Annotated in this window: 23 protein-coding genes and 1 pseudogene; 3 read left to right on the plus strand and 21 right to left on the minus strand. The window is 62.6% G+C overall.

The window, feature by feature from the left end; translation table 11 throughout:
- Positions 1–138 precede the first annotated feature (138 nt).
- The 10 genes and pseudogenes from HHL24_RS33065 to HHL24_RS33105 all read right to left on the minus strand — a co-directional run bounded on the left by HHL24_RS33065 (position 139) and on the right by HHL24_RS33105 (position 10,931).
- Complete coding sequence (locus HHL24_RS33065) at positions 139–723, minus strand: helix-turn-helix domain-containing protein (RefSeq protein ID WP_169489503.1); 585 nt, start codon at positions 721–723, stop codon at positions 139–141.
- A gap of 160 nt (positions 724–883) precedes the next feature.
- A complete protein-coding gene (locus HHL24_RS33070; protein WP_169489504.1) occupies positions 884–1,288 on the minus strand; it encodes a MucR family transcriptional regulator in 405 nt (134 codons plus the stop codon).
- Positions 1,289–1,537: 249 nt separating this feature from the next.
- Positions 1,538–3,103, minus strand: a complete 1,566-nt coding sequence (locus HHL24_RS33075) for an MdtP family multidrug efflux transporter outer membrane subunit (RefSeq protein WP_169489505.1) — start codon at positions 3,101–3,103, stop codon at positions 1,538–1,540.
- Positions 3,104–3,109: 6 nt separating this feature from the next.
- Complete coding sequence (locus tag HHL24_RS33080; RefSeq protein ID WP_169489506.1) at positions 3,110–5,353, minus strand: FUSC family protein; 2,244 nt, start codon at positions 5,351–5,353, stop codon at positions 3,110–3,112.
- Positions 5,350–6,450: a multidrug transporter subunit MdtN gene (mdtN, locus tag HHL24_RS33085; protein WP_169489507.1), complete on the minus strand. Its 1,101-nt coding sequence runs from the start codon at positions 6,448–6,450 to the stop codon at positions 5,350–5,352. The genes HHL24_RS33080 and mdtN overlap by 4 nt, the downstream gene beginning before the upstream one ends.
- A 39-nt stretch (positions 6,451–6,489) precedes the next feature.
- Positions 6,490–6,729: a YtcA family lipoprotein gene (locus HHL24_RS33090; protein ID WP_169489526.1), complete on the minus strand. Its 240-nt coding sequence runs from the start codon at positions 6,727–6,729 to the stop codon at positions 6,490–6,492.
- Positions 6,730–6,855: 126 nt separating this feature from the next.
- A complete protein-coding gene (locus HHL24_RS44660; protein WP_268966756.1) occupies positions 6,856–6,984 on the minus strand; it encodes a hypothetical protein in 129 nt (42 codons plus the stop codon).
- Positions 6,985–7,027: 43 nt separating this feature from the next.
- A pseudogene (locus tag HHL24_RS44210) lies at positions 7,028–7,132 on the minus strand (acetoacetate decarboxylase family protein); the annotation flags it as partial.
- Positions 7,133–7,400: 268 nt separating this feature from the next.
- Positions 7,401–9,197, minus strand: coding sequence for a long-chain-fatty-acid--CoA ligase (locus HHL24_RS33100; RefSeq protein WP_169489508.1), 1,797 nt, complete (start codon positions 9,195–9,197; stop codon positions 7,401–7,403).
- Between the two features lie 1,029 nt (positions 9,198–10,226).
- Positions 10,227–10,931 (minus strand): Crp/Fnr family transcriptional regulator, encoded by a 705-nt coding sequence (locus HHL24_RS33105; RefSeq protein WP_169489509.1) that lies wholly within the window; start codon positions 10,929–10,931, stop codon positions 10,227–10,229.
- A 191-nt stretch (positions 10,932–11,122) separates the two neighbouring features.
- Here HHL24_RS33105 and HHL24_RS33110 point away from each other — a divergent pair, with 191 nt between their 5' ends.
- Positions 11,123–11,890 carry a class II aldolase/adducin family protein gene (locus tag HHL24_RS33110; protein WP_169489510.1) on the plus strand — a complete coding sequence of 256 codons (768 nt, stop codon included), beginning with the start codon at positions 11,123–11,125 and terminating at the stop codon, positions 11,888–11,890.
- Between the two features lie 138 nt (positions 11,891–12,028).
- On the plus strand, positions 12,029–13,066 hold the full coding sequence (locus HHL24_RS33115) for a 2-dehydropantoate 2-reductase (RefSeq protein WP_169489511.1): 1,038 nt from the start codon (positions 12,029–12,031) through the stop codon (positions 13,064–13,066).
- Between the two features lie 118 nt (positions 13,067–13,184).
- Here the strand turns inward: HHL24_RS33115 and HHL24_RS33120 are convergent, their stop codons facing one another.
- Together HHL24_RS33120 and HHL24_RS33125 are read right to left on the minus strand one after the other, a co-directional pair.
- Positions 13,185–13,547 (minus strand): translation initiation factor Sui1, encoded by a 363-nt coding sequence (locus tag HHL24_RS33120; RefSeq protein ID WP_169489512.1) that lies wholly within the window; start codon positions 13,545–13,547, stop codon positions 13,185–13,187.
- A gap of 79 nt (positions 13,548–13,626) precedes the next feature.
- Entirely contained in the window at positions 13,627–14,448 is an 822-nt protein-coding gene (locus tag HHL24_RS33125) for a LysR substrate-binding domain-containing protein (RefSeq protein WP_206003130.1), read from the minus strand.
- A gap of 126 nt (positions 14,449–14,574) precedes the next feature.
- On the opposite strand from HHL24_RS33125, the gene HHL24_RS33130 reads away from it, so the two are divergent.
- Positions 14,575–15,426 (plus strand): alpha/beta fold hydrolase, encoded by an 852-nt coding sequence (locus HHL24_RS33130; RefSeq protein WP_169489513.1) that lies wholly within the window; start codon positions 14,575–14,577, stop codon positions 15,424–15,426.
- 263 nt (positions 15,427–15,689) lie between these two features.
- Here the strand turns inward: HHL24_RS33130 and HHL24_RS33135 are convergent, their stop codons facing one another.
- The 9 genes from HHL24_RS33135 to HHL24_RS33175 form a co-directional block, all read right to left on the minus strand.
- Entirely contained in the window at positions 15,690–16,127 is a 438-nt protein-coding gene (locus tag HHL24_RS33135; protein WP_169489514.1) for a PRC-barrel domain-containing protein, read from the minus strand.
- Positions 16,128–16,398: 271 nt separating this feature from the next.
- The gene (gene poxB, locus HHL24_RS33140) at positions 16,399–18,120 is read right to left on the minus strand and encodes a ubiquinone-dependent pyruvate dehydrogenase (protein WP_169489515.1); all 1,722 of its coding nucleotides are present in this window, start codon (positions 18,118–18,120) and stop codon (positions 16,399–16,401) included.
- A gap of 253 nt (positions 18,121–18,373) precedes the next feature.
- On the minus strand, positions 18,374–18,763 hold the full coding sequence (locus HHL24_RS33145; RefSeq protein ID WP_169489516.1) for a DUF3331 domain-containing protein: 390 nt from the start codon (positions 18,761–18,763) through the stop codon (positions 18,374–18,376).
- 190 nt (positions 18,764–18,953) lie between these two features.
- Positions 18,954–20,468, minus strand: a complete 1,515-nt coding sequence (locus HHL24_RS33150) for an alginate export family protein (protein WP_169489517.1) — start codon at positions 20,466–20,468, stop codon at positions 18,954–18,956.
- Positions 20,469–20,478: 10 nt separating this feature from the next.
- A complete protein-coding gene (locus HHL24_RS33155) occupies positions 20,479–21,441 on the minus strand; it encodes a VOC family protein (RefSeq protein WP_230417663.1) in 963 nt (320 codons plus the stop codon).
- Between the two features lie 162 nt (positions 21,442–21,603).
- Positions 21,604–21,855: a DUF1427 family protein gene (locus HHL24_RS33160; protein ID WP_169489529.1), complete on the minus strand. Its 252-nt coding sequence runs from the start codon at positions 21,853–21,855 to the stop codon at positions 21,604–21,606.
- Positions 21,856–21,959: 104 nt separating this feature from the next.
- Positions 21,960–22,601 carry an HD domain-containing protein gene (locus HHL24_RS33165; protein ID WP_169489518.1) on the minus strand — a complete coding sequence of 214 codons (642 nt, stop codon included), beginning with the start codon at positions 22,599–22,601 and terminating at the stop codon, positions 21,960–21,962.
- 253 nt (positions 22,602–22,854) lie between these two features.
- The gene (locus tag HHL24_RS33170; RefSeq protein ID WP_169489519.1) at positions 22,855–24,324 is read right to left on the minus strand and encodes a mechanosensitive ion channel domain-containing protein; all 1,470 of its coding nucleotides are present in this window, start codon (positions 24,322–24,324) and stop codon (positions 22,855–22,857) included.
- 39 nt (positions 24,325–24,363) lie between these two features.
- Positions 24,364–25,017, minus strand: a 654-nt coding sequence (locus HHL24_RS33175) for an amidohydrolase family protein (protein ID WP_169489520.1), incomplete at its 5' end; no start/stop codon positions are given.

Genomic DNA, 25,017 nt, shown 5'->3' on the forward strand with positions numbered 1-25,017 from the left:
CGGTATTGCCCGGTGTTGCCCCGGTGTTGCTCGCACCGCAACCGAAACGAAAGCGATCGATGCAGAGTTCGTAATGCAGCCAGTAGTCAGCCGGGCGACACGCGCTCGACCTCGGACGCCAGCATCATCGCGGCCGCGTTAACGGGCCTCGGCCGACCCTGTCGCGGCCGCGGCCGGCTCCACGATCAGCCGCTCGCCGCGCATGCGGGTCCGCCAGCTGTTGGGCGGTTCGCCGACCATCCGCCCGAAGACGGTCGTGAAGTGCGCATGCGACCCGAAGCCACAACTGAGCGCGACGTCGAGCACGCTGAGCGCCGACGAGCGCAGCAACATCTGGGCATGCTCGATCCTGCGCCGCAGCAGATACGCGTGCGGCGAGTAGCCGGTCGTCGAGCGGAACTGCGCGGCGAAATGCATGCGGGTGAGTCCGGTGCTGGCGGCGACATCGGCAAGTCCGATCGGCTGCGCGAGATTCGCTTCGATGAAATCGAGCGCGCGCCGCAGACGCCACCTCGGCAGCGACGCCGCGCGCCGCGCAGACGGCGCCGTGGGCTCGGCAGCCCGCGCGACGAGGCGTGCGACGAGCGCGTCGCAGACGCTGTCCGAACAGAGCCGGCGGGACGCGTCGGCGACCGGATCGGCTTCTTCGAACGTGGTCCCGCCGTCGACGGCGAAATCTGCTGCCTCGTTGCAGCACGCTGCATTCGGTGTCTGCGTGAACATGTGCGCCTCCCTGGTCGATGCCGGCGATGTGCCCGTGACGACAGCCGGACGGCATCTCACGGCGTAAGTCGACGGTCCCCATCTTGCGCAGTCTGGCGGCGGCGCGACATCCCCTCGACGGGTGAACGCGACGGCAGCCGCGTCCCTCGTTCGTGCGTTCTCAGGCGCCGCGACGCGGCTTGATTGCGCCCGCGGGATGGCGCTTCGCGATCGACGAGCGCAGCGCGGAATAGGCCGGCGCGACCATCGGGTAGTCAGCGGGCAGGCCCCACTTCGCGCGGTATTCGTCGGGGGTCATCGCGAAGTGGCGCTGCAGGTAGCGCTTGAGCGATTTCAGCTTGCGTCCGTCTTCCAGACAGACGAGGTAATCGTCGTGCACCGATTCCTCGATCGGCACCGCAGCCCGCCGTTGCGTGGCCGGTGCCGACGTCGTGCGCAATGCGGCCAGCGCGGCGTAGGTGCTCCAGATGAACGCCGGCAGGTCGGCCGCCGGCAATGGATTGCACGACACGAAGCTCGCCACGATTTCGGCGGTGAGCTCGATCAGATCAATGTCCCCCGTCACGAGCCGCCTCGATGGATCAACGGTCCCGGGTGGAACAGCGGCGTTGCCCGAAGTGGCGTGCGGCTTCCCGAAGCATCATGATTCTTCAAGGCTCAGCTCCCTGACAGGCGGGTCATCGGTCAAGTAAGGATTGGCGGGCACGGCGATCAATCCCCCGAACGGGGGCCGTCACGCTCGCACGGACGAACGGCAGCAGCAACCCACCCGGCGCGGTCGCTGTTTAGGGCCTGTTCATGCTAACAACGGACCCTAATGCACCTTCGTCCCGGCCGGATCCCCCGGCAGGTCGTCGCTGCGATAGCCGCCACCGAGCGCGCGGGTCAGCACGATGCCCGCCTCGATCTCGTCGCCGGTAAGCTGCACGAGCTCGAGGCGTCCAACGATGACCGGCGCCTTTGCCTGCATCGCGCTCATCCTGTCACCGAGACCGGTCTGGTAGCCCGCCTCGGCACTGTCGCTCGCGAAGCGCAACGCGTCGATCCGGTCACGCTGCAGATGCACGCGATGATCGAGGTCATCGATCTCGCTGCCGCTCTGCGCGATGTCGCGCACCGCGTCGAGCACTGCCTGGTCGTACTGCTCGATCAGCGTGTTGCTGGCCGTGCGCGCGCCGTGCAGGTTCGCGTTCAGGCGGCCGCCGTCGAAGATCGGCAGCGTGAGGCCGGGAATGAGGTTGATCTGCTGGCTCGAATGCATGAACAGGTCGCGCATTCGCAGCGCGTTGAAACCGAAGAACGCGGTGATATCGAAGCTCGGGTAGAACGCCGCTTTCGCTGCATCGATCTTGTCGAATGACGCCTGTACCAGCCAGCGCATCGCCTGCAGATCCGGACGCCGCGCGAGCAGCTCATACGAGAGCGTCGATGGCAGTGAAGCCGACGCTGCCGGCAACGGCACCGGCGCGATCGCCGGCAGATCGTCGGGACCCACACCCGCCAGCGCCCGCAACGCCTCGCGCGCGTGGACCACCTGCTCCTCGCTCGACGCGATCTGCTGGTCGATCGCGAGCAACTGCGAGCGCGCGTCGGCGGTTTGGGTCAGCGCTTCGAGGCCGCGTTCGTGCCGCGCCGATCGCGTGTCGAGCTCGAACGCGCGCACTTCGCAAAGCTGCCGCAGCAGCTCGAGGCTCGCGTAGGTGATCTGGATGCTGTAGTAGAGCTGCGTGACGCCTGCCGACAGCTCGAGCTCGGCCTGCGCCTCCTCCGCGCGCCGCGCGTTCTGCTCGCCGATCGCCGCGCGCACGAGCTCGCGCTGCTTGCCCCAAACGTCGATGTCGTAGTGAGCGTCGACCCCCACCAGCCCGGTCCAATACCACGGCCCAAACGCGCCGATCGCCGGGTCGTGCGACGCATAGGCGCTGAGGAAACCGTGCCCCGAGACCCGCTCGCGATCGGCCTCCGCCAGCGCGGACATCTGCAGACCGGACCCCGCGCGGATCAGCTCGACCTGCGCGTGGGCCTGCGAGACGTGCTCACGCGCAATGACGAGCGTTGGCGCATGGGCAAGCGCCAGCTCGACGAGCGTATCGAGCTGCGAATCGTGATACTGCGCCCACCAGCGCGCCGACGGCCAGCCTTCGTTCGCGAGATGGATGTCGTCAGCGAGGCGGATTTGCTGCGGCGCGATCATCGCGGCGGGCGGACTGTCGTGGTGAATGATCGCGCACGAGGCGAGCAACGGCAGCGAGAGAGACGCGAGCCAGTGGCCGGCCAGTCGGGCGGCTGGTCGTGTGGCTGGTCGGGCCGCTGGTCGGGCGGCCGGTCGTGTGGCCAATAAGCGCAGCAGACGGCGCAGAATGCAGGCGAAGCATGTCATCGCAGATCACCCCGCACTCGCGAATTCGCCGTCGGCCCGCTCGCCGGCCGACCAGCGCGGCAACCCGGCGAGCGCCTCATTGATTCGGCGCGCGTGCCGTTCCAGCGCTTCCTCATCTGCCACACCCGCTGCCACACCCACTGCCCCTGTCGGCGCGGCGTGCAGTCCACCCGGGTCGAGCGGCGCCGGCGTAGTCGCGGCCGGTGGCTCGGCCGCGAGCTGCGACGCGTATCGCTCCAGCGCATCCGCGACATCCGACTGAAACTTCGCCGCGCGCCCCATCGACGCGCCTGCTGACGCGCCGGCCATCGCCTCGTGGTGAAACGCTTCGATCGCGACGAGCAGCGTACGGCTCTGCGCGAGCACCGTCTGCGATAGCAGCGTAATCCGCGCCGTCTCGCCCTCGCGCCAGTCGGGTTCGAGCGCGACGCGCGCCAGCACCGTCTCGCAGTCCGCGAGCGTGGCCCACGTTGCGACCACCTCCGGCGCATCCGTCGCTCGCGGGCCAGTGAGCACCGCCTCCGCCTCGATGCGCGCCAGCGCCGCGATCTTGCGCAGTACCGACGCCAGTTGCGCGCGCAGCGCATCCGCTTCGCCTTCCGGCCACATCGACATCTGGATGTAAGTTGCCACGCCGACGCCTAGCAGAATGCCCACGATCCGGTCGCGGATCTCGGTGAGATCGGACGGCGGCGAGAACGATTCGAGCAACGCCAGTGCAAACGTAAACATGATCTGGATTCCTGCATAACTGATCCGCTCGGAACCTGCCGACACCCAGGCGCCGAGCGCAATCACGGGCAGGCTCATCAGCAGCAACCCCGTCACGCTCTCCAGTTGCGGAATCACGAACGCGACCATGAACAGCGCCAGCGCGCTGCCGATCAGTGCGCCGCTGATCCGCAGCACACCATGGCGGCTCGACGCGCCAAGGCTCGGCAGCGCGACCACGAGACACGTCAGCATGATCGTGTGGATGCCCGGCCAGTTCACCGCGTTGTAGAACACATAGCAGATCAGTACCGACAGCAGCGTACGCAGCGAGAAGCGCGCGTAGCGCGGATTCGCGAAGACGTCCGGTTCGAGCACCGCAGAGCGCGCCGCCGCTTTCGTCGCTATCGTCGCTATCGTCGCTATCGCCGGTTTAGCCGGTTTAGCCGGTTTAGCCGGTTTAGCCGCTGCAGCGCCGGCGGCTGCATCGTTCGGCGGTGTCGGCGCGACGGCGCTCCGCATTGCATCGGCGAGCGCGTTAAGCGCGCGCTGCATTGCGTCGACCGCAGGTATCGATGTCGATATCGGCGCGTGCACGGGTGTGCTCCAGCGCAGCCATTGCGCGTCGTCGCCGAGCGCGTGGTCGAGCGACACGAGTTCGTCCTGCACCGCGCGAATCGTATCGATCTGCCCGGCGCCGTGCGCGACGGCATGGTCAGGCAGCACCGCCGCAGCCTCGAAGATGCGCGATACCGCGGTCACGCAGGCCAGCCTCGTCGACGCGTCCTCGTTGCTGTAGCGGTGCCGCATGGTCGAGAAGCGCAACAGCTTCTGCAACGACAGCGCGCCGCGCTCGAGATCGAGCGAGCCGATCCGCACGGCCGGCGCATGCACGTCGATCAGAGCGGCGAGCCGCGCATGCGCCGTCGCGAGCTGCCGTTGCATCGCGGCGCGCAATTGCCGCTCCGGCTCGGCCGGCAGAAACAGCGTGTTGATGATCAGCGACAATGCAACGGCGTAGTTGACCGCCGACCACACCCACAGACAGTTACGCACCAGCTGTTCCGCGTTATCGGTCAGATCGCCAAAGCTCTGCGCGTAAATCACGATCAGCGAGACGAGAAAGAAAACCAGCCCGAACTTCGTCACAGCGCGCATCAGATAGGTGCTGCAAAAAAAGATTGCGCTCGCGGCGATGATGCGCAGTAGCGGATAGTCGAACGTCAGTGCGTAGAGGCCGATCGTGCAGGCAATCGCGCACGTCGTGCCGATCACGAGATTCAATGCGATCATGCGGGTCAGCACGATGTTGGCCTGCGTGACGAAGAACACCGCGATCAGTGACACCGCCAGCTCGGGGACCTGCAAGGTCATCGACGCGACGATCACGATCGCGCTGCCGAGCACGCAGCGCATCGTCACGTTGCCGCGCCCCGGAAACGCGGCGAGTTCGTAGCGCAGAAAGGCGGCGAGCGCCGCGAGCGGCCGCGGCCATGCGAGACGCCGCGCGACACCATCGATGCCGTCGAGGCCGCTCATGACGGCGCTCCGTCGGGCGTCGCGCGATTGTCGCGACGGTCACGGTTGTCGCGCCTTTCGGGCTGCAGCACGGCGACCGCGGACGTGCCGATCCGGAACAGTTGTGGATCGGGATGATCGACCAGGATCTTCACCGGAAAACGTTGTGCGACGTGCACCCAGTTGATGCTGCGTTGGATGTTCGGCAGACCGTTCGCAGTACCGCCGCCGTCCTGCGGATCGACGCCAAAGCCGATCGAGTCGACCGCGCCGCTGAAACGGATGTTGGTCTTGCTCATCAGGTACACGGTTGCGCGGGTGCCGGGCCGGATGTTGGCGAGTTCGTTCTCGCGGAAATTGGCGATCACGTACCAGTGCCGCGTATCGATCAGTGTGAAGACGGGCTTTTGCGCGGACACGAATTGCCCGACCGAGGTGCGCAGCTCGACGACGCGACCATCGAACGGCGCGCGCACGGTCGCATACTCGAGGTTCAGCTGCGCCGTCGAGATTTCGGCGGTCAGCACCGCACGCTGCGCGACGAGCGCGGCGACGCTGCTGACCGCCGCCTGCGCCTCGCGCGCCTGCGCTTGCGCGGCCGCGAGCTCGGCCAGCGCGGCGCGTTGTGAGGTGCGCGCGCGGTCCAGATCTTCGGCGGAGATGTAGCCCTTCGCGATCAAAGGCTCCATTCTCGCCAGCGTGTCCCCCGCCTGCCTGGCGGCGGCCTGCGCGCGCACCACCGCCGACTTTGCCGCATCGGCGCTGAATCCTTGCGCATTGACGGTGCGCTGCGTCAGCGGAATCTGCGCATCGAGCTGCGCGAGCGCCGCCTGCGCGCGCAGCAACGCGAACTGATACGGCCGCGGGTCGATCTCGAACAGCAGATCACCCTGCTTCACCGCCTGGTTGTTACGCACCGCGAGCGTCACGATCTTGCCGCTGACTTCGGGCGAGACGCCGATCGTGTCGGCGTACGCATAGGCGTCGTCGGTGCGCGGCGCGGTATCCACGCGCCAGATCACGACGATTACCGCAATGACGGCCAGCACGATCAGCAGCATGGCGGGCCAGATTCGCGGGCGCTCTTTTCCTGCGTCCGTGCTGTGGGCAGCGGTCATGGTCAGACAGTCGGTTGAAGGTTAAAGGGGTTTAAGGGACTAAAGGTTGAAGCCTGCTACCCAGAGGGCGATCGAAAACAGCACCGTCAGCGCCGGATAGACGATCGCGGGCGGCGCGAGCCAGGCGCCGCGGCCGCTCTTCGACAGCAGCACATGCACGCACGCGACCAGCAGCACGCCGCCCGCGATGCAAATCAGCCAGTCCGGAAAATACGCGCCCAGTACGCCGACCGACGGCGCGTCGCTGCACGCAGTCAGCGTCGCGCACGAGATCAGCATCGTCCACGCGTGGCGCAGAGAGCGCACACCACTCGACATCCTCGTCCCCCCGATGGCAGGCAATGAAACAATACGGTTCAGCGGCTCGCGCGGACCGGGCGCATCGGAAATACCGGATGCTGCGGTTCAGCACGTCAGGTTCACTTTCGCGAGATCGATCAGCTCGCTGCCGCAGCCGTCTATCACCGCCTTCATCATGAATACGCTCGCGAGGCGCTTCGGGAAACCCTGAATCCAGCCGCGCGAGCGCCGCATCGTTGTCGACGAAGATGTACGGGCACCATGCGACGCGCCGGTCGCCGTATCTGGCGCCCACCAGCAGCGGGAACTCGCGGTACGGGTAGCGCTCGGGATCGAGATACTCGTCTTGCACCCTGGTGAACTGCCAGTCGATGAAGAGCACGACCGCATGACCATGGTGTCGCGGCTCGTCCGGGCGTGCTTTAGGATTCGCACGGTGACGTATGAAAACCGCATGAAGCGGCGCACGGCGTACTACGCGAAGGACATAGCGTGGCGACGTGCGGGACTGTTTGACTACATGAGTGAATGCATCGACATGAGGTCACTCAATCAATAATTCGCATGAAATCGCCCACGCCGTCTCATCGCGGCGGTCCATCCGCCAACCAGAGTGCAAGGGAGCGTTCATGGCCCTTCGCCTCGCCACGTTATCCGGCGAGTAACGATGACTCATTTTCCCGCTCCTGCAGCAGCCGCCATTGAACCTTTCCACTGCCCGTTCGGGGCAGCGCCGGGACGAATTCGACGATCTGGGGTACTTTGTACGATGCCATATGCTCGCGTCCCCATTCAATGATCTGCTTCGCCGATGCATCGGCGCCGGCACGTAGGACCACGAATGCCTTCACGGTCTCACCCCTGCGCGCATCGCGCGCCGCGACGACACAGGCTTCCTGAATCGCAGGGTGTTCAAACAGCAAAGTCTCGACTTCTGCAGGCCATACCTTATAACCCGACACATTGATCATTCTCTTTAGCCGGTCGACGAAAAAGAAATATCCGTCCTCGTCGATATAGCCGAGGTCACCCGTGCGCAGATAACGTATCCCGCCAACCTCGACGAAGGCGTCACGCGTGGCATCAGGGCGTCCCCAGTACCCCATGAACACCTGAGGGCCGCTGATCAGAATCTCGCCCGTTACTCGCGAACCGAGAACCTCGAGCGTGGTGGGATCGACCACAATTGACTCGGTATCCTGTATCGGTATGCCCAGACATTGCAGCTTGCAGCGCTGAGGCGGATTGATGTGAGTCGCTGCGATGGTCTCGGACAACCCGTAGCCCTCCATGTAGGGGACGCCCAAACGGGCTTCAATGCGCTGCGCCAACGCCTTCGGCATCGCGGCGCCACCGCCGGCCAGGCGCTCGATGGAGCTCAAGTCGAAACGCTCAAGATCGGGCAGGCTCATGAAGTCAACCATCATCGTCGATATGGCAATCCAGAACCCTATGCGATAGCGCTCGATCAATAGCGCAGCACACCGGCTGTCCCATCGCGTCATCACAACCATGGTCGAGCCGAGAGAGATCGCCACATTCATGCATTGCTGCATGCCGGTGACGTGGAACATCGGCATCGCGCATAAAAACACCGACTCAGGCGACAATTGACACCATTGCACCGACGCTGCGACGACGTGCGTCGCGCTACGATTGGTGTGCATGCATCCCTTCGGGGCCGCGGTGGTGCCTGACGTGTAGGGGATCACCGCGAGGTCCTCGAGCGAGGCGACGTACGGCGACGGCTGCTGAGCGGCCGCAAGCGCGGCACGCCAATGCACGGCTTTCGGCGCAATATCCGCGGAGAACTCGGGGTGGACATCGAGCTCGGGGCCGGGTTCAGTCAACACGGCCGGTAGCGGCAGGTCGGTGCTGTCCGCAAGATAATCGGCGTAGCGCGCCACGATCGCATGCTTGATTGCGTCGCCGAGAAGGGGCCGCACATTCTCGTAGAGCTCCTCACCCAGCAGCGCGACTTTGGCGCCGCAGTCCTCAATAATGTGGCGAAGTTCGGCGGTAATATTCATCGGATTCACCGGCACCACCACTGCATTGCTTCGCAAGATCGCGTAGTAACTGATGACATATTGCGGGCTATTCTGCATATACAGCACGACGCGATCCCCACGCGCGACGCCACATTGACGCTCCAGAAAACCAGCCAGCGCCTCTACTTCCTGCCGCAACCGCGCGTAACTCACCGCCCCGCCGTAGTACTGAAGCGCCGTCTTCCCTGGAAATCGGCTGGCGGCGCTTTCGAGGTTTTCATAGAGCGAAGGCTGCGGCGATGACAGTTGATGCGCGAGGCCGTCGGGCCAGTATGGAGAAGATTTCACGATTACCTCCTTAGGGGCGCTCCCGTTGCCTTCAACGGTTGATGCAGTGGAGGCGGCGCCTGCGCTGTGGGATCCGTTGTGTGCGACGGGCAAAACCGACGGCGTCATAGAGATTCTTTTGTGCGTTCAATTCCGTCTTAAGCTTAGTACGCCAGTGACCATGTCACACAGTGTCGGTGGTGTTCTTTCGGGTGCTTTTGTGCAGGAGACGGTATTGCAAGGAGCAGCGCTACTGCGACGCCCGAGGCTTCAGTAGCAAAACGAAGTTGATGATCGAATTTTTACCGGAGAGCGCGCGTGAACGGTCGCACAGCGCTGGTTTCTGCCCTAAGGCTCACTCTCGACTGGCATACATCAGTATGCTTGCCGGCACATGCAGCGGCTGAAGCAGCGACAAGTCCATTTCCGCCAACTTCGCTTCGATTCGCGCCAGGATGTCTTCAGAGTGTCGCATCGCGGGAGCAGACGTTAGCTCCTGGCGGCCCAACCTGGCGGACGCAGCCTATGTTCATCCTTTTCTCGGGTCCTTCCGTTGAAGCGATAGTATGTAGTACTGCTTCGCCTGATTGGAAGGCCAGCACTCTCCCGGTTCTGCGGGCTCAGCATGGTCTATGTGGATGACTGACAGTCAACGTCTGGCTCTGTCCGTCTCCATCAAAGACCCATGAAGCAAGAGACATCCCATGGAAACAGTGTCCCACTCCCGCATTCGGTACAGGCAGACTGGCCTTCTGGACTACATAGCAGTCTCGTCAGTGCCAAAGACAGGCTAACAGCGAAGCCAAACTCGGAGTCCTATAAAAAGGCTGCGTCGTTGATAGAAATTTCAGTCCGTTACACCGTCGTTGTCGAGGACAGTTGGACTGGCGCGCAGGCGCATACGACCGATATCGTGTGCGGCAACTTTGAAAGTCCAACGGTCATCCACGCGGCCACATTGGTGGGCGGGTGAACGTCCGAGGCCGACCGTTCGCGCCGGACGTCAGTGGAACATGCTTGCGTGGACGAGTCGACCCTGAACTGGCCTATCCGTTGAAGCGAACTCTTGAGACTGGGCGGGGATAAGGGAAATACCACCTGTCGCGGCAGCGTCATGAGCAACGCTCTGACCCAAGACGCGACAAACCGGCGTGACAGTCACGGATTGGGATCGCCGAGACTGGCTGCGCGCAATCGGTCGAAATCCAGAATGGCGATCTCCCCGGATTTCAGACTCACTATCTGTTGATCTTCCAGGTTCCTGAGCAACTGATTCGTGGTCTGTCGCGACAGCGACACCATTGAAGCCAGGCTGTCTTGCGAGACCCTTATCCTGCTCTGCGCGGCATTGAGACCGCCATAACCTCCAGCGATCATCAGCAAACGGTTCGCCACGCGCTGCGCCGCGGGCAACAGCGTTATCGCCTCGGTGTTCTCGAACAAAACCCGCAGTCTTTGCGCCATCAACAACGCAAAATCACGCCAATAACGGGGCGTGGAATCGAGCAGGTCTTGCAGCGCGGCCTCGGGCACGTGCAGCAACAGCGTCCTGCTGACGGCGGTGGCGTCGTTCGGACGTGGCAGTCCATCGAACATCGAGATCTCCCCCACCCATGCAGTCGGTCCGAGCACCGCGAGCAACGCCGCTTTCCCATCCACCCCGACTGTGCCGATAGCGAGTGCGCCGCCCAGCACAGCGTACAGGCCATAAGACTGTTCGCCACGCCGATACAGTAATTGGCCCCTTTCCAGCGTGAGCAGGTTGGCGTGGCCGATCAGGTAGTCCTGCAACTCGATGGCCAGGCCCCGGAACCACGGAGTCGTTTCGAGTTGCGTCCGGTAGCGGTGCAGGCTGGATTCCATTGGCGCGTTGAGCTGTCGGGTACCCGACAGATTTTAGGCGGGTTCGGGAACATCATGGGGACTCGCATCTGACGACGCGATGACTTTGGCCCTTGCCGCACCCACTGCGCCGCAAGGACCGAAGGCGCGACGTCGCAGGGCGTTGCCCCAGGTTATTCCATCGCTTGAATCATCGAATAAGGAGTGTCGACGTGGCCTCATCTGATGTCAGTCTGAAGAACGACGTTTCACCTGCCGAATGGGAAGCGCGAGTCAATGTCGCAGCGGCGTACCGTCTCACGGCGCTGTTTGGCTGGGACGACCTGGTGTTTACCCACATCTCGGCGCGCGTGCCCGGCCCCGAACACCATTTCCTGATCAACCCGTACGGCATGATGTTCGACGAAATCACCGCGTCTTCGCTGGTCAAGATCGACCTCGACGGCCGCAAGGTTTCCGAATCCCCGTATGACGTCAATCCAGCCGGCTTCACGATCCATAGCGCCGTGCATACGGCACGCGAAGACGCCCTGTGCGTGATGCACACTCACTCGGTCAACGGCGTTGCCGTGTCGGCGCAGGAGGCGGGGCTGCTGCCGCTCTCCCAGCAGTCATTGGGCGTGCTGGCGTCACTCGGCTACCACGACTACGAGGGCATCGCGCTCAATGAAGCCGAGAAGCCGCGTCTCGTTCAAGACCTCGGAAGGAACACCTACCTGATGCTGCGCAACCACGGCCTGCTGACGGTCGGCGCGACGCCGGCGGAGGCCTTCGTCGCCATGTACTTCTTTGAAGTGTCCTGCATGATTCAGGTGCGTGCCCAGGCAGGTGGCTCAAAGCTGACTCCGATCGCACAGCCGATTCTCGACGGCATCAAGGACCAGATCCGGATGGCGACGCGGGGCGTCACGCCAGGGGCGCTGGTATGGCCCGGGTTGCTGCGTCGGCTCGACCGCCGTAACCCCGGATATGCTGACTAGCGCGGTCTGTTCGCACGATGCACTGCGCACCACGGCATGTGCTGAGCGAACGGCATAAGCGTGTATTGAGCGTCATGGACCGCGTTTGCCCATTCAACGCAACGCGGATGTAATTTGGTAGGTCACGTGAGAACCTGTATGGCAAAGATCTTTATCTACGGTGCCGGCTCTATTGGTTGCTATGTCGGCGGACGGCTTCTTGCCGGAGGTAGCGACGTCAGTTTCATCGGACGTGCACGCGTGGCCGACCAGTTGCGCAATCAAGGCATCACGCTGTCGCGGCACGACGATAGCCGCTGGCATGCTCCGTCGGAGCGCATCGACGTATCGACGGACGCTGCCAGCGCCGCCGCAGCCGATCTCGTGCTCGTCACCGTCAAGTCTGCCGCGACGCCCACAGCCGCGGCCGAACTGGCGAACGTGCTACGCCCCGGCACGATCGTCGTGAGCTTCCAGAACGGCATTGGCAATGCGGACGTGCTGCGCGCCGCGCTGCCACAGCACACGGTGCTCGAAGGGATGGTGCCGTTCAATGTCGTCGAACGCGGCCCTGGCGTATTTCATCAGGGCTCAGGGGGCGAGCTGGAGATAAAGCATGCACCGGCCATGCAGCCGTTCGTCGACGAGTTCAGGAAAGCGGGTCTGCCGCTGATCCAGCACGCCGATATGTTGCCGGTGCAGTGGGCGAAGCTGTTGCTCAATCTCAACAATGCCATCAACGCGCTAGCGAACCGCCCTTTGAAGGAGGAGCTCTCGCAACGCGCCTACCGGCTCTGTCTCGCCATGGCGCAGAAAGAAGCGCTCGCGCTTCTGAAGCTAGCCGGCATACGGCCAGTCAAAGTGACGCCGCTACCCACTTCCTGGATACCGGGTGTGCTCAGCGTACCTGATGCGTTGTTCGAACGGCTGGGCCGCGCGATGCTGACGATCGATCCGCTCGCGCGCTCGTCGATGTCCGACGATCTGGCCGCAGGGCGCGCCACGGAAATCGACTGGATCAACGGCGAGGTCGTGCGCCTCGCCCAACGCCTTGGGAGAACGGCGCCTGTGAACGAACGGCTATGCGCACTCGTGCGGGAAGCCGAGCGAGCCGACGTGCGCCCTTCATGGTCAGGCGAAGCACTGCTGGCCGAGTTGCGGGCTGCAGCGCATGCCACTTTGGCACTCGCGAACTGAATGGCCGCTTGCTGGGTGGATCCGACGTCTGAACGTCCGAGCGACGGTGCGGGCGAATGACGCTTCATGGCCGGGACGCGGTCCATCGACCTCATCGCGCCGATGCTCATTGAAGCGATTAGCCCCCGGCCCGCTTCGCGTTGTGGCCGTACTTCTTGAGCGCTTCGATGACACGCTCGCAATGGTCACCCTGCACCTCAATCACACCATCTTTGACTGTTCCGCCAGAACCGCAGGCCGTGCGCAACTGCTTGCCTAGCAACGCCAAGGCGAGCGGATCGAGCGCCAGCCCTTTAACGAGCGTCACGCTCTTCCCGCCCCGGCCTTTGGTCTCGCGAGTCACCCGCACGACGCCGTCACCTGCCGGTAGTGCCCTGGCAACCGTCTTGCAGACACATTCAGCGAGCACCTGCCGGCATTCGGGACACATCCGCCCGCCATCGGTGGAATAGACAAGGCCGCCTTTGGAACTACTCTTCATGATTGGCTTACTCAAACACGCTTAAGTCGGGAATCGGCACGAGTTTAGCTGCATCGATCGCGCAGATCGACAGCCGCAGCTAGCGTCTCAACTCGGCAAGAATTTTCTCCGCCAGAAAATCGCAAGGCGGCCGCTTCGAGGTCGTGCTTCGCGCCAGCACCATTTCGAGCGCGGGAATCTCGGGCAATCCGTGCGCACGTCCCAGCAGCGCGAAGTGCGCCGGGACCGCGCATCGTGCGAGCGGGACAATGGCCAGCCCGGCTTCAGCCATCGACAGCAGGCCGAGCAGACTTGGACTTTCATACGAGGTCCGGTAGGGAATCTTCGCGCGCTCGAGGCTGCGAATCGCATTCTCACGCGCGACGCTGCCCGGCAGAAACACGGCGATCGGCAACGGCCGTTCGCGCCATATGTCATCGGCGCCCGGCGCCGCCGCCCATTCCATCGGCTCGAGCCGGATGAACTCGCCTGACAAGCCCTTGACTCGCGTCGCGCACACAAGGTCGACGGAGCCATCTTTCACCATCGGCGCAAGTGCGACGCTCGGCAAACCTACGACCTGAATTTCCACCTTCGGATAGGTCGCCGAAAACTTCTTGAGGATCGGCGGCAACAGCGACGACGCATAATCGTCCGGCACGCCGATGCTCACACGCCCAGTCACGTCCGGCCTAACCACGGCAGCCCAGGCCTCGTCGCGCAATGCGAGCATGCGGCGAGCGTACGTCAGCAGGACTTCGCCGTCCTGCGTCGGGATCACACTTCTCGGCTTGCGGACGAACAGCGGCTTGCCCAGCGCAGTCTCGAGCGTCTTGATCTGCATGCTCACCGCCGATTGCGAACGATGCACGACTTCCGCCGCCCGGCTGATGTTACCGGTGTCGGCGACGGCGACGATCATGGTCATGACGTCCAGGTCGAGTGCTTTCAATTGGGTTGGTATCAGAAAATTAGATAGATTCGATCAATATTACGCGATTTTCCAAGCTGGCGACATCGGGCATAGTGACCGTCAAGGAGCCACTCAATGAACGCCCGTACCGACCTCTCAGTGCTTGCCACGCCGGAATTGTCCTTTGCGACCGTCGGATCGGGCATCTGTGTGCCGTATGTCGAGTGCGGAGACGGCGAACCGCTGATCTTCGTGCATGGGTCGCTTTGCGACTATCGCTACTGGGATGCGCAGACTGCGGCGCTGTCGCAGCATTTCCGCTGCATCTCGGTGAGCCTGAGCCACTACTGGCCGGCAAGCGAGGCTTGCATCCAGGGGGAATTCGGCTGGCAGACGCATGTCGCCGAGCTGGCCGAGTTCATCGAGGCGATCGACCTTGGGCCCGTGCATCTGGTCGGGCATTCGCGTGGCGGCTGCGTGGCGTTTCATGTCGCACGCGACTATCCGCGACTCGTGAAGACATTGACGCTCGCCGACCCGGGCGGTCCGCTGCAGATCGAGGGGATGCCGGACGCGTCGCTGCCGGGCGCGACCAATGTGCTGCGCGCGCGCGTCGCTGAACTCATCGAGAGCCAGCAGATCGACGCGGGACTGGAGCTGTTCGTGGATTCGGTCAGCGCGCCCGGATCATGGCGCAAGAGTCCGGTTGCGTTCCGCACCATGGCGATCGACAACGCGGGCACGCTGCCCAAGCAGCTCCGCGATCCGTTGCCCGCCTATTCCCGTGAAACGGCACGCGATGTGAAATGCAGGACCTTGCTGATCGACGGCCAGCGCAGCCCTCGGATCTTCCGCAACAACGTTGAAAAGCTCGCAGAATGGATCGACTATGCGGAGAGGCAAACCATTTCCGGTGCGTCACACGGGATGAATGTGTCGAATGCCGGTGCTTTTAACCGGCTTGTGCATGCCTTCGCAAGTTTCTAATCAATCCAGTTCTCTCACTACTCTGATCCATATAGCCTCCCTTTCGGGCTAAGACGCTTCGCTTCGGGATTCCGAAAGCACATAACATTCAGACATACCGGCGGCCGGTAGTGATTCAATCTGGATTTGATCATGCGCGAGACCGCGTCAATCAGATACTTATTTTTTATTAATCGTCCTCAAAAACTCTCCGCACCTTGCACAGACAGTGGGGCGCAGCGGCTCAAGCCACCGGCTTGCCGAGCAAGCCGGTGGCACTGCTATTAATGGTGACCGAAGTCCTTGCGTTCAATCGGAACGGTGCGCACCTTCGCATACTGGAAGGCAGGAATCGACTTCACTGCATCGCGCGTGGCGCCAGCCCACACGAGCTTGCCGTCTACGTAATCCAGTTGCGACATCGGAATCGCCACGTCATGCTGGGACACGCCGAGAAACTGATGAGCTGCCACGATACCAAACGAAACAGCGTTATCCGGTGCGATGATGATATCGTGCAGCACCCCTACTTTCTCACCGCTATCGTTGTAGATGCTTTTGCCGAGCAGGCTCTTCTTCACGCTCCAGCCCTCCACGATGAGTTGCGACTGCTCGACAGTGACGCCGATGGTCTGCGCCCCTGCGATCTGTGCGCTTGCTTGCTGGCAAACCGCGCTAAAAGCCGACGCGGCGATAAAAATGAGTGCCCACTTTGCCTTCATGATTGTTTCTCCAGGAATGAATGATTCAAAACGATAGGTCGCACAAGGTGACCGCGCGGATGGCGCTGTTCGCCTGTGTCGCGCCGGCCAACACTGTGGACCCATTTCGCACATGCCGTTTTCCAATTCGCACGACGACAGCATCCGCGCGTTAGAAACGCCACGCCATGTCACGCAAACGCGGCAAGGCCGTGCTGGCCGCAGGCAGGTTCATAGGGCCTTCGTCCGTTGCTGAACGCCTCTCTGTTTGCGGTTTTGCACGGCCTGCGGCTCAGCGCAAGTTGGTCCGGACCAATTCGACGATCTCATCGCCTCTTCCGCTGAGGATCGCCCGCAGCATGTAGAGACTGAAACCCTTCGCCTGGGCGGCCTCGACCTTCGGTGGCATGGCCAGTTCGTGTTTGGACGTTACGACGTCCACGAGCGCCGGGCCGGGATGATCGAACGCCTGCTTCAACGCACCCGCCACGCCCTCGGACTCTTCGACCCGGATGCTGAAAATGCCCGCGCCTTTGGCGATCGCAGCGAAGTCGGTTTTGCTGAGGTCGACGTTGGTATCGAGGTAACCGCCCGCCTTCAATTCCATCGACACGAAGCCCAGCAGACTGTTGTTGAACACCACCACCTTGATCGGCAAGTCGAGTTGCCGTGCGGTAAGCAAGTCGCCGAGCAGCATCGACAGGCCGCCATCGCCTGACAGCGACACCACTTGCCGATCAGGATGCGCGCCTTGCGCGCCGAGCGCCTGCGGCATCGCATTCGCCATCGATCCATGATTGAACGATCCGTGCAATTGGCGCTTGCCGTTCATCGTCAGATAGCGGGCGGCCCAGATGGTCGGCGTGCCGACGTCGGCGGTGAAGATCGCGTCGTCGGACGCGGTCTCGTCGATTAGCTTCGCCAGATATTGCGGGTGGATCGGCCGCCCCGGGCCAGAAGGTGTCGCGAGGTCGTCCAGCCCCTTGCGGGCCGACAAGTAGTGCTTGCGCGCGTTGTCGATGAAACCGCGATCCAGCTTGCGCTGCAGCTTCGGCAGCGTCGCCGCGATGGTTTCCTTGACCGTGCCCACGAGCCCCAGCGCAAGCGGCGCGCGGTGGCCGAGTTGCGACCCCTTCCAGTCAATCTGGATGACCTTCGCGTCGGCGGGATAGAACGGGCGATAGGGAAAGTCGCAGCCGAGCAACAACAGCGTGTCGCAGGACATCATCGCGTGATAGCCCGAGCTGAAGCCGATCAGCCCGGTCATGCCGACGTCGTACGGGTTGTCGTATTCAATGAACTGCTTGCCGCGCAGCGCATGGACCACTGGCGCGCCAAGGGTCTCGGCAAGCGCGACGACTTCGTCGTGCGCGCCTTGCACCCCGCTGCCGCACATGATCGTGACCGCATCCGACGCATTCAGCATCGCGGCCAGCCGATCGATATCCGTCTCCGCGGGCAAGATCCTTGGCGGTGCGCTTTCTGTCCACGACGGCATTTCGTCGGGTCCTTCGCTTAACGCCACATCGCCCGGCAGCACGATCACCGCGACGCCGCGCTCCTCGATCGCGGTGCGCATTGCACGCGCCAGCACACGCGGAAACTGCGCTGCAGACGACACGACCTCGACGTAGTGACTGCATTCCTTGAACAATTCCTGCGGGTGCGTTTCCTGAAAGTAGCCGAGCCCGATTTCCGTCGACGGGATATGCGCGGCGATCGCGAGCACCGGCTGATGATTGCGATGGCAATCGAAGAGGCCGTTGATCAAATGCAGGTTGCCCGGCCCACAACTACCGGCGCACACCGCAAGACGCCCAGTAGAAGCGGCGTCCGCCCCGGCCGCGAACGCGGCCGCCTCCTCGTGGCGGGTGTGCATCCAGCGAATCGATCCGGTCTGATCGAGGCTGTAGGCGAGTCCGTTCAGGCTGTCGCCCGTCACGCCCCAGATTCGTTCGACGCCAGCAGCGGCGAGCGTGTCGGCGAGATATCCGGCAATGGTATTCCTGGCCATGCTTGACTCCTTTTCACGGAAGATAAAGACCGACCGGGCGCTGACGAATCGGGGCGGCGTCCGACCTGATCGGGACAAACCTTTGCCGCGAATCGGCTCGGCGTGTTCCGTTTCAATCAGGCAACACTATCGGAAGATCTGGAGAATGTCTTGAATCGCGTCTAAAAACTACTGGAGGAATCTGGTCTGAAGAGATGCCGCTCCGGTCCGGTCGGCAAAAACGTCCTCACAAACATCTGGCGCGAACCGCCCTTCATCCCAGGGAGGGCATTCGCGCGATCGCGGAAGCCAGAATCATCGCGTTGGCGTTCGCTGGAACCGCGCTGCGCACCCTCGGCTTATAGATGAAATCATCGCGGCGGATCACCGCCCCGCTCAGCGCACAGCGTCCTTTTTTTCGGGCGCGGCAGCTGATCCACACCTGGTCGGCGTAGCGGCAGCGCGTTGCATCCTGCCAGAGAACCGCGATCGACGTGACAGACAAACGCTCGATCACTTCGACCTGTATGTGCGGCGACAGCGCATACGCAGCGATGCCAGGCGCGGGTCGCGCAAGGTACGCTTCACCCGCACCTTCACCGTGATAGCCAGCCAGAAGCGCATCGATCACATGATCCCACACAGGCGCACGGCTGCCATTCATCACCGCGGCCACTTTCTCGTTCGGAGCGCAACACGTTTCACGCCGGACTCGCGCGTCTGCCGGATGCCCAGCGAAGAAAACGGAATCTCGAGTTCCGACGGCGTCACGGCGTCGGCAGAAAAATCCGGGGTGCTCATACTTTCGACCTCATCTAACACGTCAAGCTGGTGACGGCATACGGATACGGTGTCTACCAGCTGAATTTCATTTCGACGCCGACGTAGTCGGCATTGCGCGCGCCCAGGTCGCGCAGCGACTGCCCGACCTGGAAATGCACGGCTTCGAGTGCCGCAGCGAGGTTCGCGCTGACCGCCCAGTCGGCGCGAAGCTGAGTATAAAAACCTGTCCAGCTGCTACCGTGTCCCGCCGTGCCCGGCACGACAGCCGCGCCTTGCTGGTACACCGCATCCGCGGTGGTCTCGCGCCATTGGAAACCCACGCCGGCCAGCAACGTCAGTTTGCTGTTCGGTTTGAGGATCAGTGATGGCTTGATATGAATCAGGTTCGTGTAGCCGGTATAGCCGGCCAGTGCGAAGTAGTAGCCATTCGGAAATAACGCATTGAAAGTGCCGATGCGGCCATCGTTTGGATGGGTGTCGCCCGAAGCCGCATCCACCTGAATGCCGACCCGCGGCGTCCACGGCACCGAAGCCAGGGTGTACCCGGCCAGCGACCCCACCGCCCATGCACCGATCGTATCGCTGCCGACATGGCCCGACTGATACATCGCCTCGACGTCCCAGTCGAGATGATCGACGTTGCCGGCGTAGCGCGCATCGAACACGTCACGGTGCTCGTTGCCGCTCGCGTCGAGAAAATGCGCATTGTTGCGGTTGTAGCGGGAGTAGTACGCGGACAGATCGCCGGGCCCAACATCCTTGCGCTCCACGCGCACGCCACTGAAGGTCAGGTCGCGATTGGAGACGTCGTCGAAATCCGTGTTATCCCGATACTGAACCGGCTGTGTCGCGTAGGCGATCCAACGCCACGGGCCCGTTTCATAATCGGCCCAGATTGCGTCGAATGCCTGACGCACGTTCGGACCGTCGCGAACCGAGATGAATCGTTGCAAGTCGAACGCCATCTCCTGCCGCCCAACCCGGAACTTGAAGGTACCGGGCCCCAGCGGCTCGGTGATGGCGACGAACGCCTGCCGCAAATCGAGGGGGTTCTTATCGACGGGCGTGACGTTGTCTTTGCCGTAGGGGCGCGCGTCCTCGAATTGCGTGAAGAACTGCACGTGGGGGCCGAGGCGCACATCCGCGTGGACTTCCAGGCGTTGCAGCACGTACGTGTCGTCGCGCCCTGACCCGAGGCCGAACAGCGGCGCGTCGTTCATTTCCAGCCGCTCACGCAACACCATGCCGAGCGAGATATACGCGTCCGGGTTGCCGAACAGCGGAATGTACTTCAGTGAATCGAAAGGCTGTTTCGGCACACAGGGATTGGCCAACGCGGACCAGTTTTCCTGCCAGCGGTTGAACATGACCGCGGGGCGCGCGCACGAGGCACTCACGGCGGCAGCGGCCGTCGCGGTCGTGCCGCCCGCGGTGTTGGTATCGTCGGCGCCGCCGAGCGCAGTGTCCGCCGCTGAAACCGGCAGTGCGGCCGCGAGCCCCGTGCTGATCAGCAAAGCACGGGCAGCCCGCAGCGCGAAAAAGCGCGGCTCGCGCCTGCGGGTCTTAAGTGACCTGAACGGCTTCATGGCGTTCGCGTCACTTGCCATCGTGCACTTCAGCAATGTAGCGGCCCGGGAATTCAAGCATGGCGGTCGTACCTGTTCCGCTGTGGTACGGCGGATAGAGCACCTTCGCGCCGGCCGCTTGCGCGCGCTCGATCGTCTGGGCGACATCTTCCACGCCATAACCGGTCGTTTCACTCCCGAACGGGACCGGCAGCTTGCCGTCCGTGACGAACACGACCATATGGCCGAAGCCCGAGCTGATACGGATCACACGGATCGTCTCGCCCGGCCGGCCGATCACGCCGGCGTCCGCACGCGGGTTGTCCGACACCACCTTGCCGTGCGAGAAGCGCAGCCACCGGCGAACGAAGTTGTCCGCTTCGTAGCGCGACACATACACGCGGTTGTCCGGCACGCTCTGCAACGGCGCATAGTTCGGCGCCTTGGTGTGCCAATAGAGCTGCATCGTGACGCCGCCCGGCCATTGAATGATCGCGTCCTTGCCGATCGGATCGTCGAACGGATCGACGACGATGTCGGCACCGGCCGCACGCGCGGCTTTCACCGCCTTATCGATATCGGTGACCAGATACCCGGTTCGCTCATTGCCGAACGGATACGGAATCGCAGTTTCAAAGCCGAACACCGAAAGCATGCCGACTGGTGTCTGCACATACTGCGACGCGGTCTTGCTCGGCGTAGGCGTCACCGTGAAGACCGCGCGCGGGGACGCTTTGCCACCGAACGTGGCAAGGAAGCTGGTGACGAACGCATCGAGATCGGCCGAGGCGACATACACGTGCGTGGTGTCGTACTGCGCACCGACCGATACGTCGGCATGTTTCGCCGCGAGCGCGGCTTTGTCGGTCGGCACTTCCGGCGGCCCCGCATCGGCGAAGGCGGACGAAACAGACGTCAATCCAATCAGTAGCGCGGCGCAGAGAATGGCGACTGGACGGAACTGATGACGCGACTTGAACATTTGATTACCCATGAGTGTTAGCAATGTTTGAACGACCAGCCTCTGTTCAAGGCCATATCTGGTGTCTGGCGAGCGCCCGCGAAGCGATGTATTCGCGGCAAGCTATCGGCTTGCCTCCGCCATCACCCTTCTCCGCCAGGCGGAAAACAGCCAGACGGCTAGCGGCAATGCAAATCAGCCGCCCTCTTTCGTCGCGCCCGGCGTCACTGTCCTTTGCGCCGCGGTGCTCTTCATAGGCTCGGCGACCTGGACCGTCGGCGTCTGCGCGAAGAGTTGCGCCTTGACGACCGGTATGGCGTGCTCACCCAACACCATGCCGAGCAGCCCGGCCAGCGCGATCAGCGGCGGCGCCGGTGACTGCACCTTGAGTAGCCAATAGAGGAGTCCGACTGCAAAGCCGACTCCCAGTGAAATGATGTAGCCCATGTTGATTGTCCTTTCGATAACTGCCACTTCGTCGCGCATGGCGTTCGCATTCGCTATTCGTACCCACCGCAATGGCCGGCGCCAGTACTTCGCGTCACCCCAGGTCAATTCGGCCAGTCCGATCCAAGCACCAGACCGCAGAAATTCAACCTGCGATAGTTCGGGTCCCACCGATCCAGCACGTCAGCGTTCACCGTGCCGAACGTCGTCTCGGGACGATGCACCATGCCGCGCGCATAGGCTTCGATGATCTTCTTCTTGAAACCGGATTCGCGGGGATAGGCTTGCACGATTTCGTCGCGCTGTTGCGCCGTGAATTCGTCGAAGCGGGCGCCGCGTACATCCATCTGCACCCCGGCGCTGACGAGCGCGACGAGCGGCGACATATGTTCAGGAATACCCGGCGTCGTATGCAGCACGACCGCCTCCCATACCTGACCGATCGCGGACTCAGTGGCACCGTGCTGCCGCAGGAATTCACGTGCTGCATTCGCGCCGTCCACCTCAAACCGGTACGGAGAACGCCGGTATTGCACATTCAACCCGACGTTGTGAAACATCGCGCCGACGTAAAGCAGCTCCGCGTCGAAAGTCAGCTTCTCGCGACACCCGGTCAGCGCGCCGAACAGAAAAGCCCTTAGCGCATGATGGAACATCAACTCACACTCCGTACCACGAATCTGATCGGTTGCTGCCCGGGCGATCACACTATCGGGAATCTCGACTCCCGCAATGATTTTCTTCATGTCACTCCTCCGCGTCAGACATCCCCGTCCATGGCTCAAAACAATCGGCTGGCCGCTGCCCCAGTCCTTCTAGTCAAGCTGGGTGCCGTCGGAGGTGGTGAAAGTACTCACGTGAAACTCCATGGTCAATGGTGGCGGATCGATTCGGCGGAACGCTTACCGACTGTTCGATACAGCGTAGCGAATAAATGAATTAAAGACTTTGTCGGATTCTTAAAAACCCTGAAGAAACGCGGCAATTCTGTGGGTCGGCTTAAATCGTGAGTTCATGGAACCGCCGTACGCCGTCGCGAATCCATTGCAGCAAGCCGCCTGACGTCTCGTCCATATTCGTTGGCGATTCAAGCAGCATTTTTTCGGTCGCGTGATGTTCCGAAAGCAACCGGCACATCTCCTTGGCCACCTCGGGGCGTCGCGCGAGGATGGGCGTCAACGCGGTCTTGTCCAGCCGGAAAACGGTGGCGCGAGTCAGCGCACTTACGACCACATCCGTCTTGACGCCGGCCAGAATGCCTGACTGTCCGATCGAATCGCCAGGCGCCAGCCTCCGCAGTTCAATCTCACCGTCGTCCTTCGGCGCGCTCACTTTTGCGACGCCTTGCGCGAGAATGTGAAGCTCGTGGCCGCTCTCATCGGCCGCGGCGTAAATGATCTCGGCCACATCGAATTCGTGCTTCGTCAGCTTGGCGTTAAGCTCCAGTATTTCGTCGTCCTCGAGTGTCTGGAAGATCATCACGTTGCGCAGCAGCCGGTGCTTCTGGTCCGCTGCGTCGGCAGCAGGTTCGGGTACGGACAAGGGATGCAACACGACGCCGCGCGAGACCAGATGCCGGTACGCGAGATCGAAGAGTTCGTTGCGCACGTTGGTCTTTTTGCTCAATGTGTCGACGTAGCAGACGATCTCGTACTCGATCGAGTCGCTCGTGGCGCGGCGCACACTCACGAGTGGCTTAGGCTCGCTCAAGACATCTTCTGAGCTGGCGGCGGCGTTGGCGAGCGCCTCCAGCACGATTGCTGGCCGGATCGATGGTTTGACCGGCAGTACCACACTGATGCCATGCGTATGCGCCGGTTCATTCGCGTTGACGATATTGGTCCGCGCCGCCACGCTATTGGGAATCACGACGATATTGCCTTGACCGTTCAGCAGACTGGTCGCTCGCCAGTTGCTCTCCACGACCTTCCCTTCGACCTCGCCGATCGTGACCCAATCGCCAATATGAAAGGGCTGAGTCGCGTTCAGGACGACACCGGAAAACACGTCGTTGAGCGTGCTCTGAATCGCAAGGCCCAGCACGACTGCGAGCACTCCGGAGGTTGCGAGCAGGCCGCGCACAGGCAGTTGCAACACAAAAGCAATGGCTCCGACCGCTGCAGCCAGAAACACCAGCGCGCCGAACACATCCTGAAACAGACGCTCTTTGTGCCACGATTCGGGCAACACGACACGATCGAGCACGATGGTGGCAAGTCGGGCCCCCTGGAGCCACCACACCAACTCCAACACCTGCGCGAGCAGATGACGCAAGGGCTCGTCCGCCCAAGGCGCGGCTTGGAGCGGATTCATCCCCGAACTGAACAGCACGTAACTCGAAAGCCCGAACATGAGCCCACGAAAAGCGAGCCGCATCTGATCGCTTTTCCGGTCCATGAAACGCCAGGCGAGGAAATCGAGAACCAGTATGCCTATGCCGAACAGCACTCCGTCAGTCAGGGTCGGCATGGTGGTCCTCGCTCGCTTCGTGGCACGAACCCGTGGCTGTCAGAACGCGAAACAGCTACATCCCAATGCGCCCCAGAAGCCGTTCGCATCGCTGACAGGCACGTTTTTACGCCACGCCCAACCATGCGCATGCGCGTGCACGCCGCACAGATTCACACAGCCATCCACGCACGCCACCGCAGTCGGCTTGTAACGGCTATAGCCGCCAAATTCCGCGACCGGCGACCACGACGGGCTGACCGGCAGGTCAGGCGGCGCGAGCGGCGCGAATTCATCATCGGCATACACGACCTTGCCACCCACCACCGTCATCGCCGAGGTCAGGAACTTGATGCGGCTCTCGTCGACGGTAAAGTAGTCTTCGCTGAGCACCGCGAAATCCGCGAACTGGCCAGGAACCAGCGCGCCTTTACGCTCTTCCTCGTTCGAGAACCATGCGCTGCCTACCGTGTAGCGGCGCAGCGCTTCCATCCGGTCCAGACGGTTCTCGCTGGAATACATCGCCGTGCCACCGACCGTCTTGCCCGACACCATCCAGTACAGCGAAACGAACGGGTTGAAGCTCGCGACGCGCGTCGCGTCCGTCCCCGCGCCAACGGGCAACCCGGCATCGAGCATGTGGCGAATAGGCGGCGTGCGCTTCACGGCCTCTTCACCGTATCGCTGGATGAAATACTCGCCCTGATAGGCCAT

This window comes from Paraburkholderia polaris, from assembly GCF_012927345.1.
Taxonomy (GTDB): domain Bacteria; phylum Pseudomonadota; class Gammaproteobacteria; order Burkholderiales; family Burkholderiaceae; genus Paraburkholderia; species Paraburkholderia polaris.

What these genes read in the sequence shown, in the direction of transcription:
- HHL24_RS33065 (WP_169489503.1), bottom strand. Translation starts at nt 723, where the DNA reads ATGTTCACGCAGACACCGAATGCAGCGTGCTGCAACGAGGCAGCAGAT.
- HHL24_RS33075 (WP_169489505.1), bottom strand. Translation starts at nt 3,103, where the DNA reads ATGACATGCTTCGCCTGCATTCTGCGCCGTCTGCTGCGCTTATTGGCC.
- HHL24_RS33080 (WP_169489506.1), bottom strand. Translation starts at nt 5,353, where the DNA reads ATGAGCGGCCTCGACGGCATCGATGGTGTCGCGCGGCGTCTCGCATGG.
- mdtN (WP_169489507.1), bottom strand. Translation starts at nt 6,450, where the DNA reads ATGACCGCTGCCCACAGCACGGACGCAGGAAAAGAGCGCCCGCGAATC.
- HHL24_RS33090 (WP_169489526.1), bottom strand. Translation starts at nt 6,729, where the DNA reads ATGCTGATCTCGTGCGCGACGCTGACTGCGTGCAGCGACGCGCCGTCG.
- HHL24_RS44660 (WP_268966756.1), bottom strand. Translation starts at nt 6,984, where the DNA reads ATGCGGCGCTCGCGCGGCTGGATTCAGGGTTTCCCGAAGCGCCTCGCG.
- HHL24_RS33100 (WP_169489508.1), bottom strand. Translation starts at nt 9,197, where the DNA reads ATGACGCCGTCGGTTTTGCCCGTCGCACACAACGGATCCCACAGCGCA.
- HHL24_RS33105 (WP_169489509.1), bottom strand. Translation starts at nt 10,931, where the DNA reads ATGGAATCCAGCCTGCACCGCTACCGGACGCAACTCGAAACGACTCCG.
- HHL24_RS33115 (WP_169489511.1), top strand. Translation starts at nt 12,029, where the DNA reads ATGGCAAAGATCTTTATCTACGGTGCCGGCTCTATTGGTTGCTATGTC.
- HHL24_RS33120 (WP_169489512.1), bottom strand. Translation starts at nt 13,547, where the DNA reads ATGAAGAGTAGTTCCAAAGGCGGCCTTGTCTATTCCACCGATGGCGGG.
- HHL24_RS33125 (WP_206003130.1), bottom strand. Translation starts at nt 14,448, where the DNA reads ATGATCGTCGCCGTCGCCGACACCGGTAACATCAGCCGGGCGGCGGAA.
- HHL24_RS33130 (WP_169489513.1), top strand. Translation starts at nt 14,575, where the DNA reads ATGAACGCCCGTACCGACCTCTCAGTGCTTGCCACGCCGGAATTGTCC.
- HHL24_RS33135 (WP_169489514.1), bottom strand. Translation starts at nt 16,127, where the DNA reads ATGAAGGCAAAGTGGGCACTCATTTTTATCGCCGCGTCGGCTTTTAGC.
- poxB (WP_169489515.1), bottom strand. Translation starts at nt 18,120, where the DNA reads ATGGCCAGGAATACCATTGCCGGATATCTCGCCGACACGCTCGCCGCT.
- HHL24_RS33145 (WP_169489516.1), bottom strand. Translation starts at nt 18,763, where the DNA reads ATGAATGGCAGCCGTGCGCCTGTGTGGGATCATGTGATCGATGCGCTT.
- HHL24_RS33150 (WP_169489517.1), bottom strand. Translation starts at nt 20,468, where the DNA reads ATGAAGCCGTTCAGGTCACTTAAGACCCGCAGGCGCGAGCCGCGCTTT.
- HHL24_RS33155 (WP_230417663.1), bottom strand. Translation starts at nt 21,441, where the DNA reads ATGGGTAATCAAATGTTCAAGTCGCGTCATCAGTTCCGTCCAGTCGCC.
- HHL24_RS33160 (WP_169489529.1), bottom strand. Translation starts at nt 21,855, where the DNA reads ATGGGCTACATCATTTCACTGGGAGTCGGCTTTGCAGTCGGACTCCTC.
- HHL24_RS33165 (WP_169489518.1), bottom strand. Translation starts at nt 22,601, where the DNA reads ATGAAGAAAATCATTGCGGGAGTCGAGATTCCCGATAGTGTGATCGCC.
- HHL24_RS33170 (WP_169489519.1), bottom strand. Translation starts at nt 24,324, where the DNA reads ATGCCGACCCTGACTGACGGAGTGCTGTTCGGCATAGGCATACTGGTT.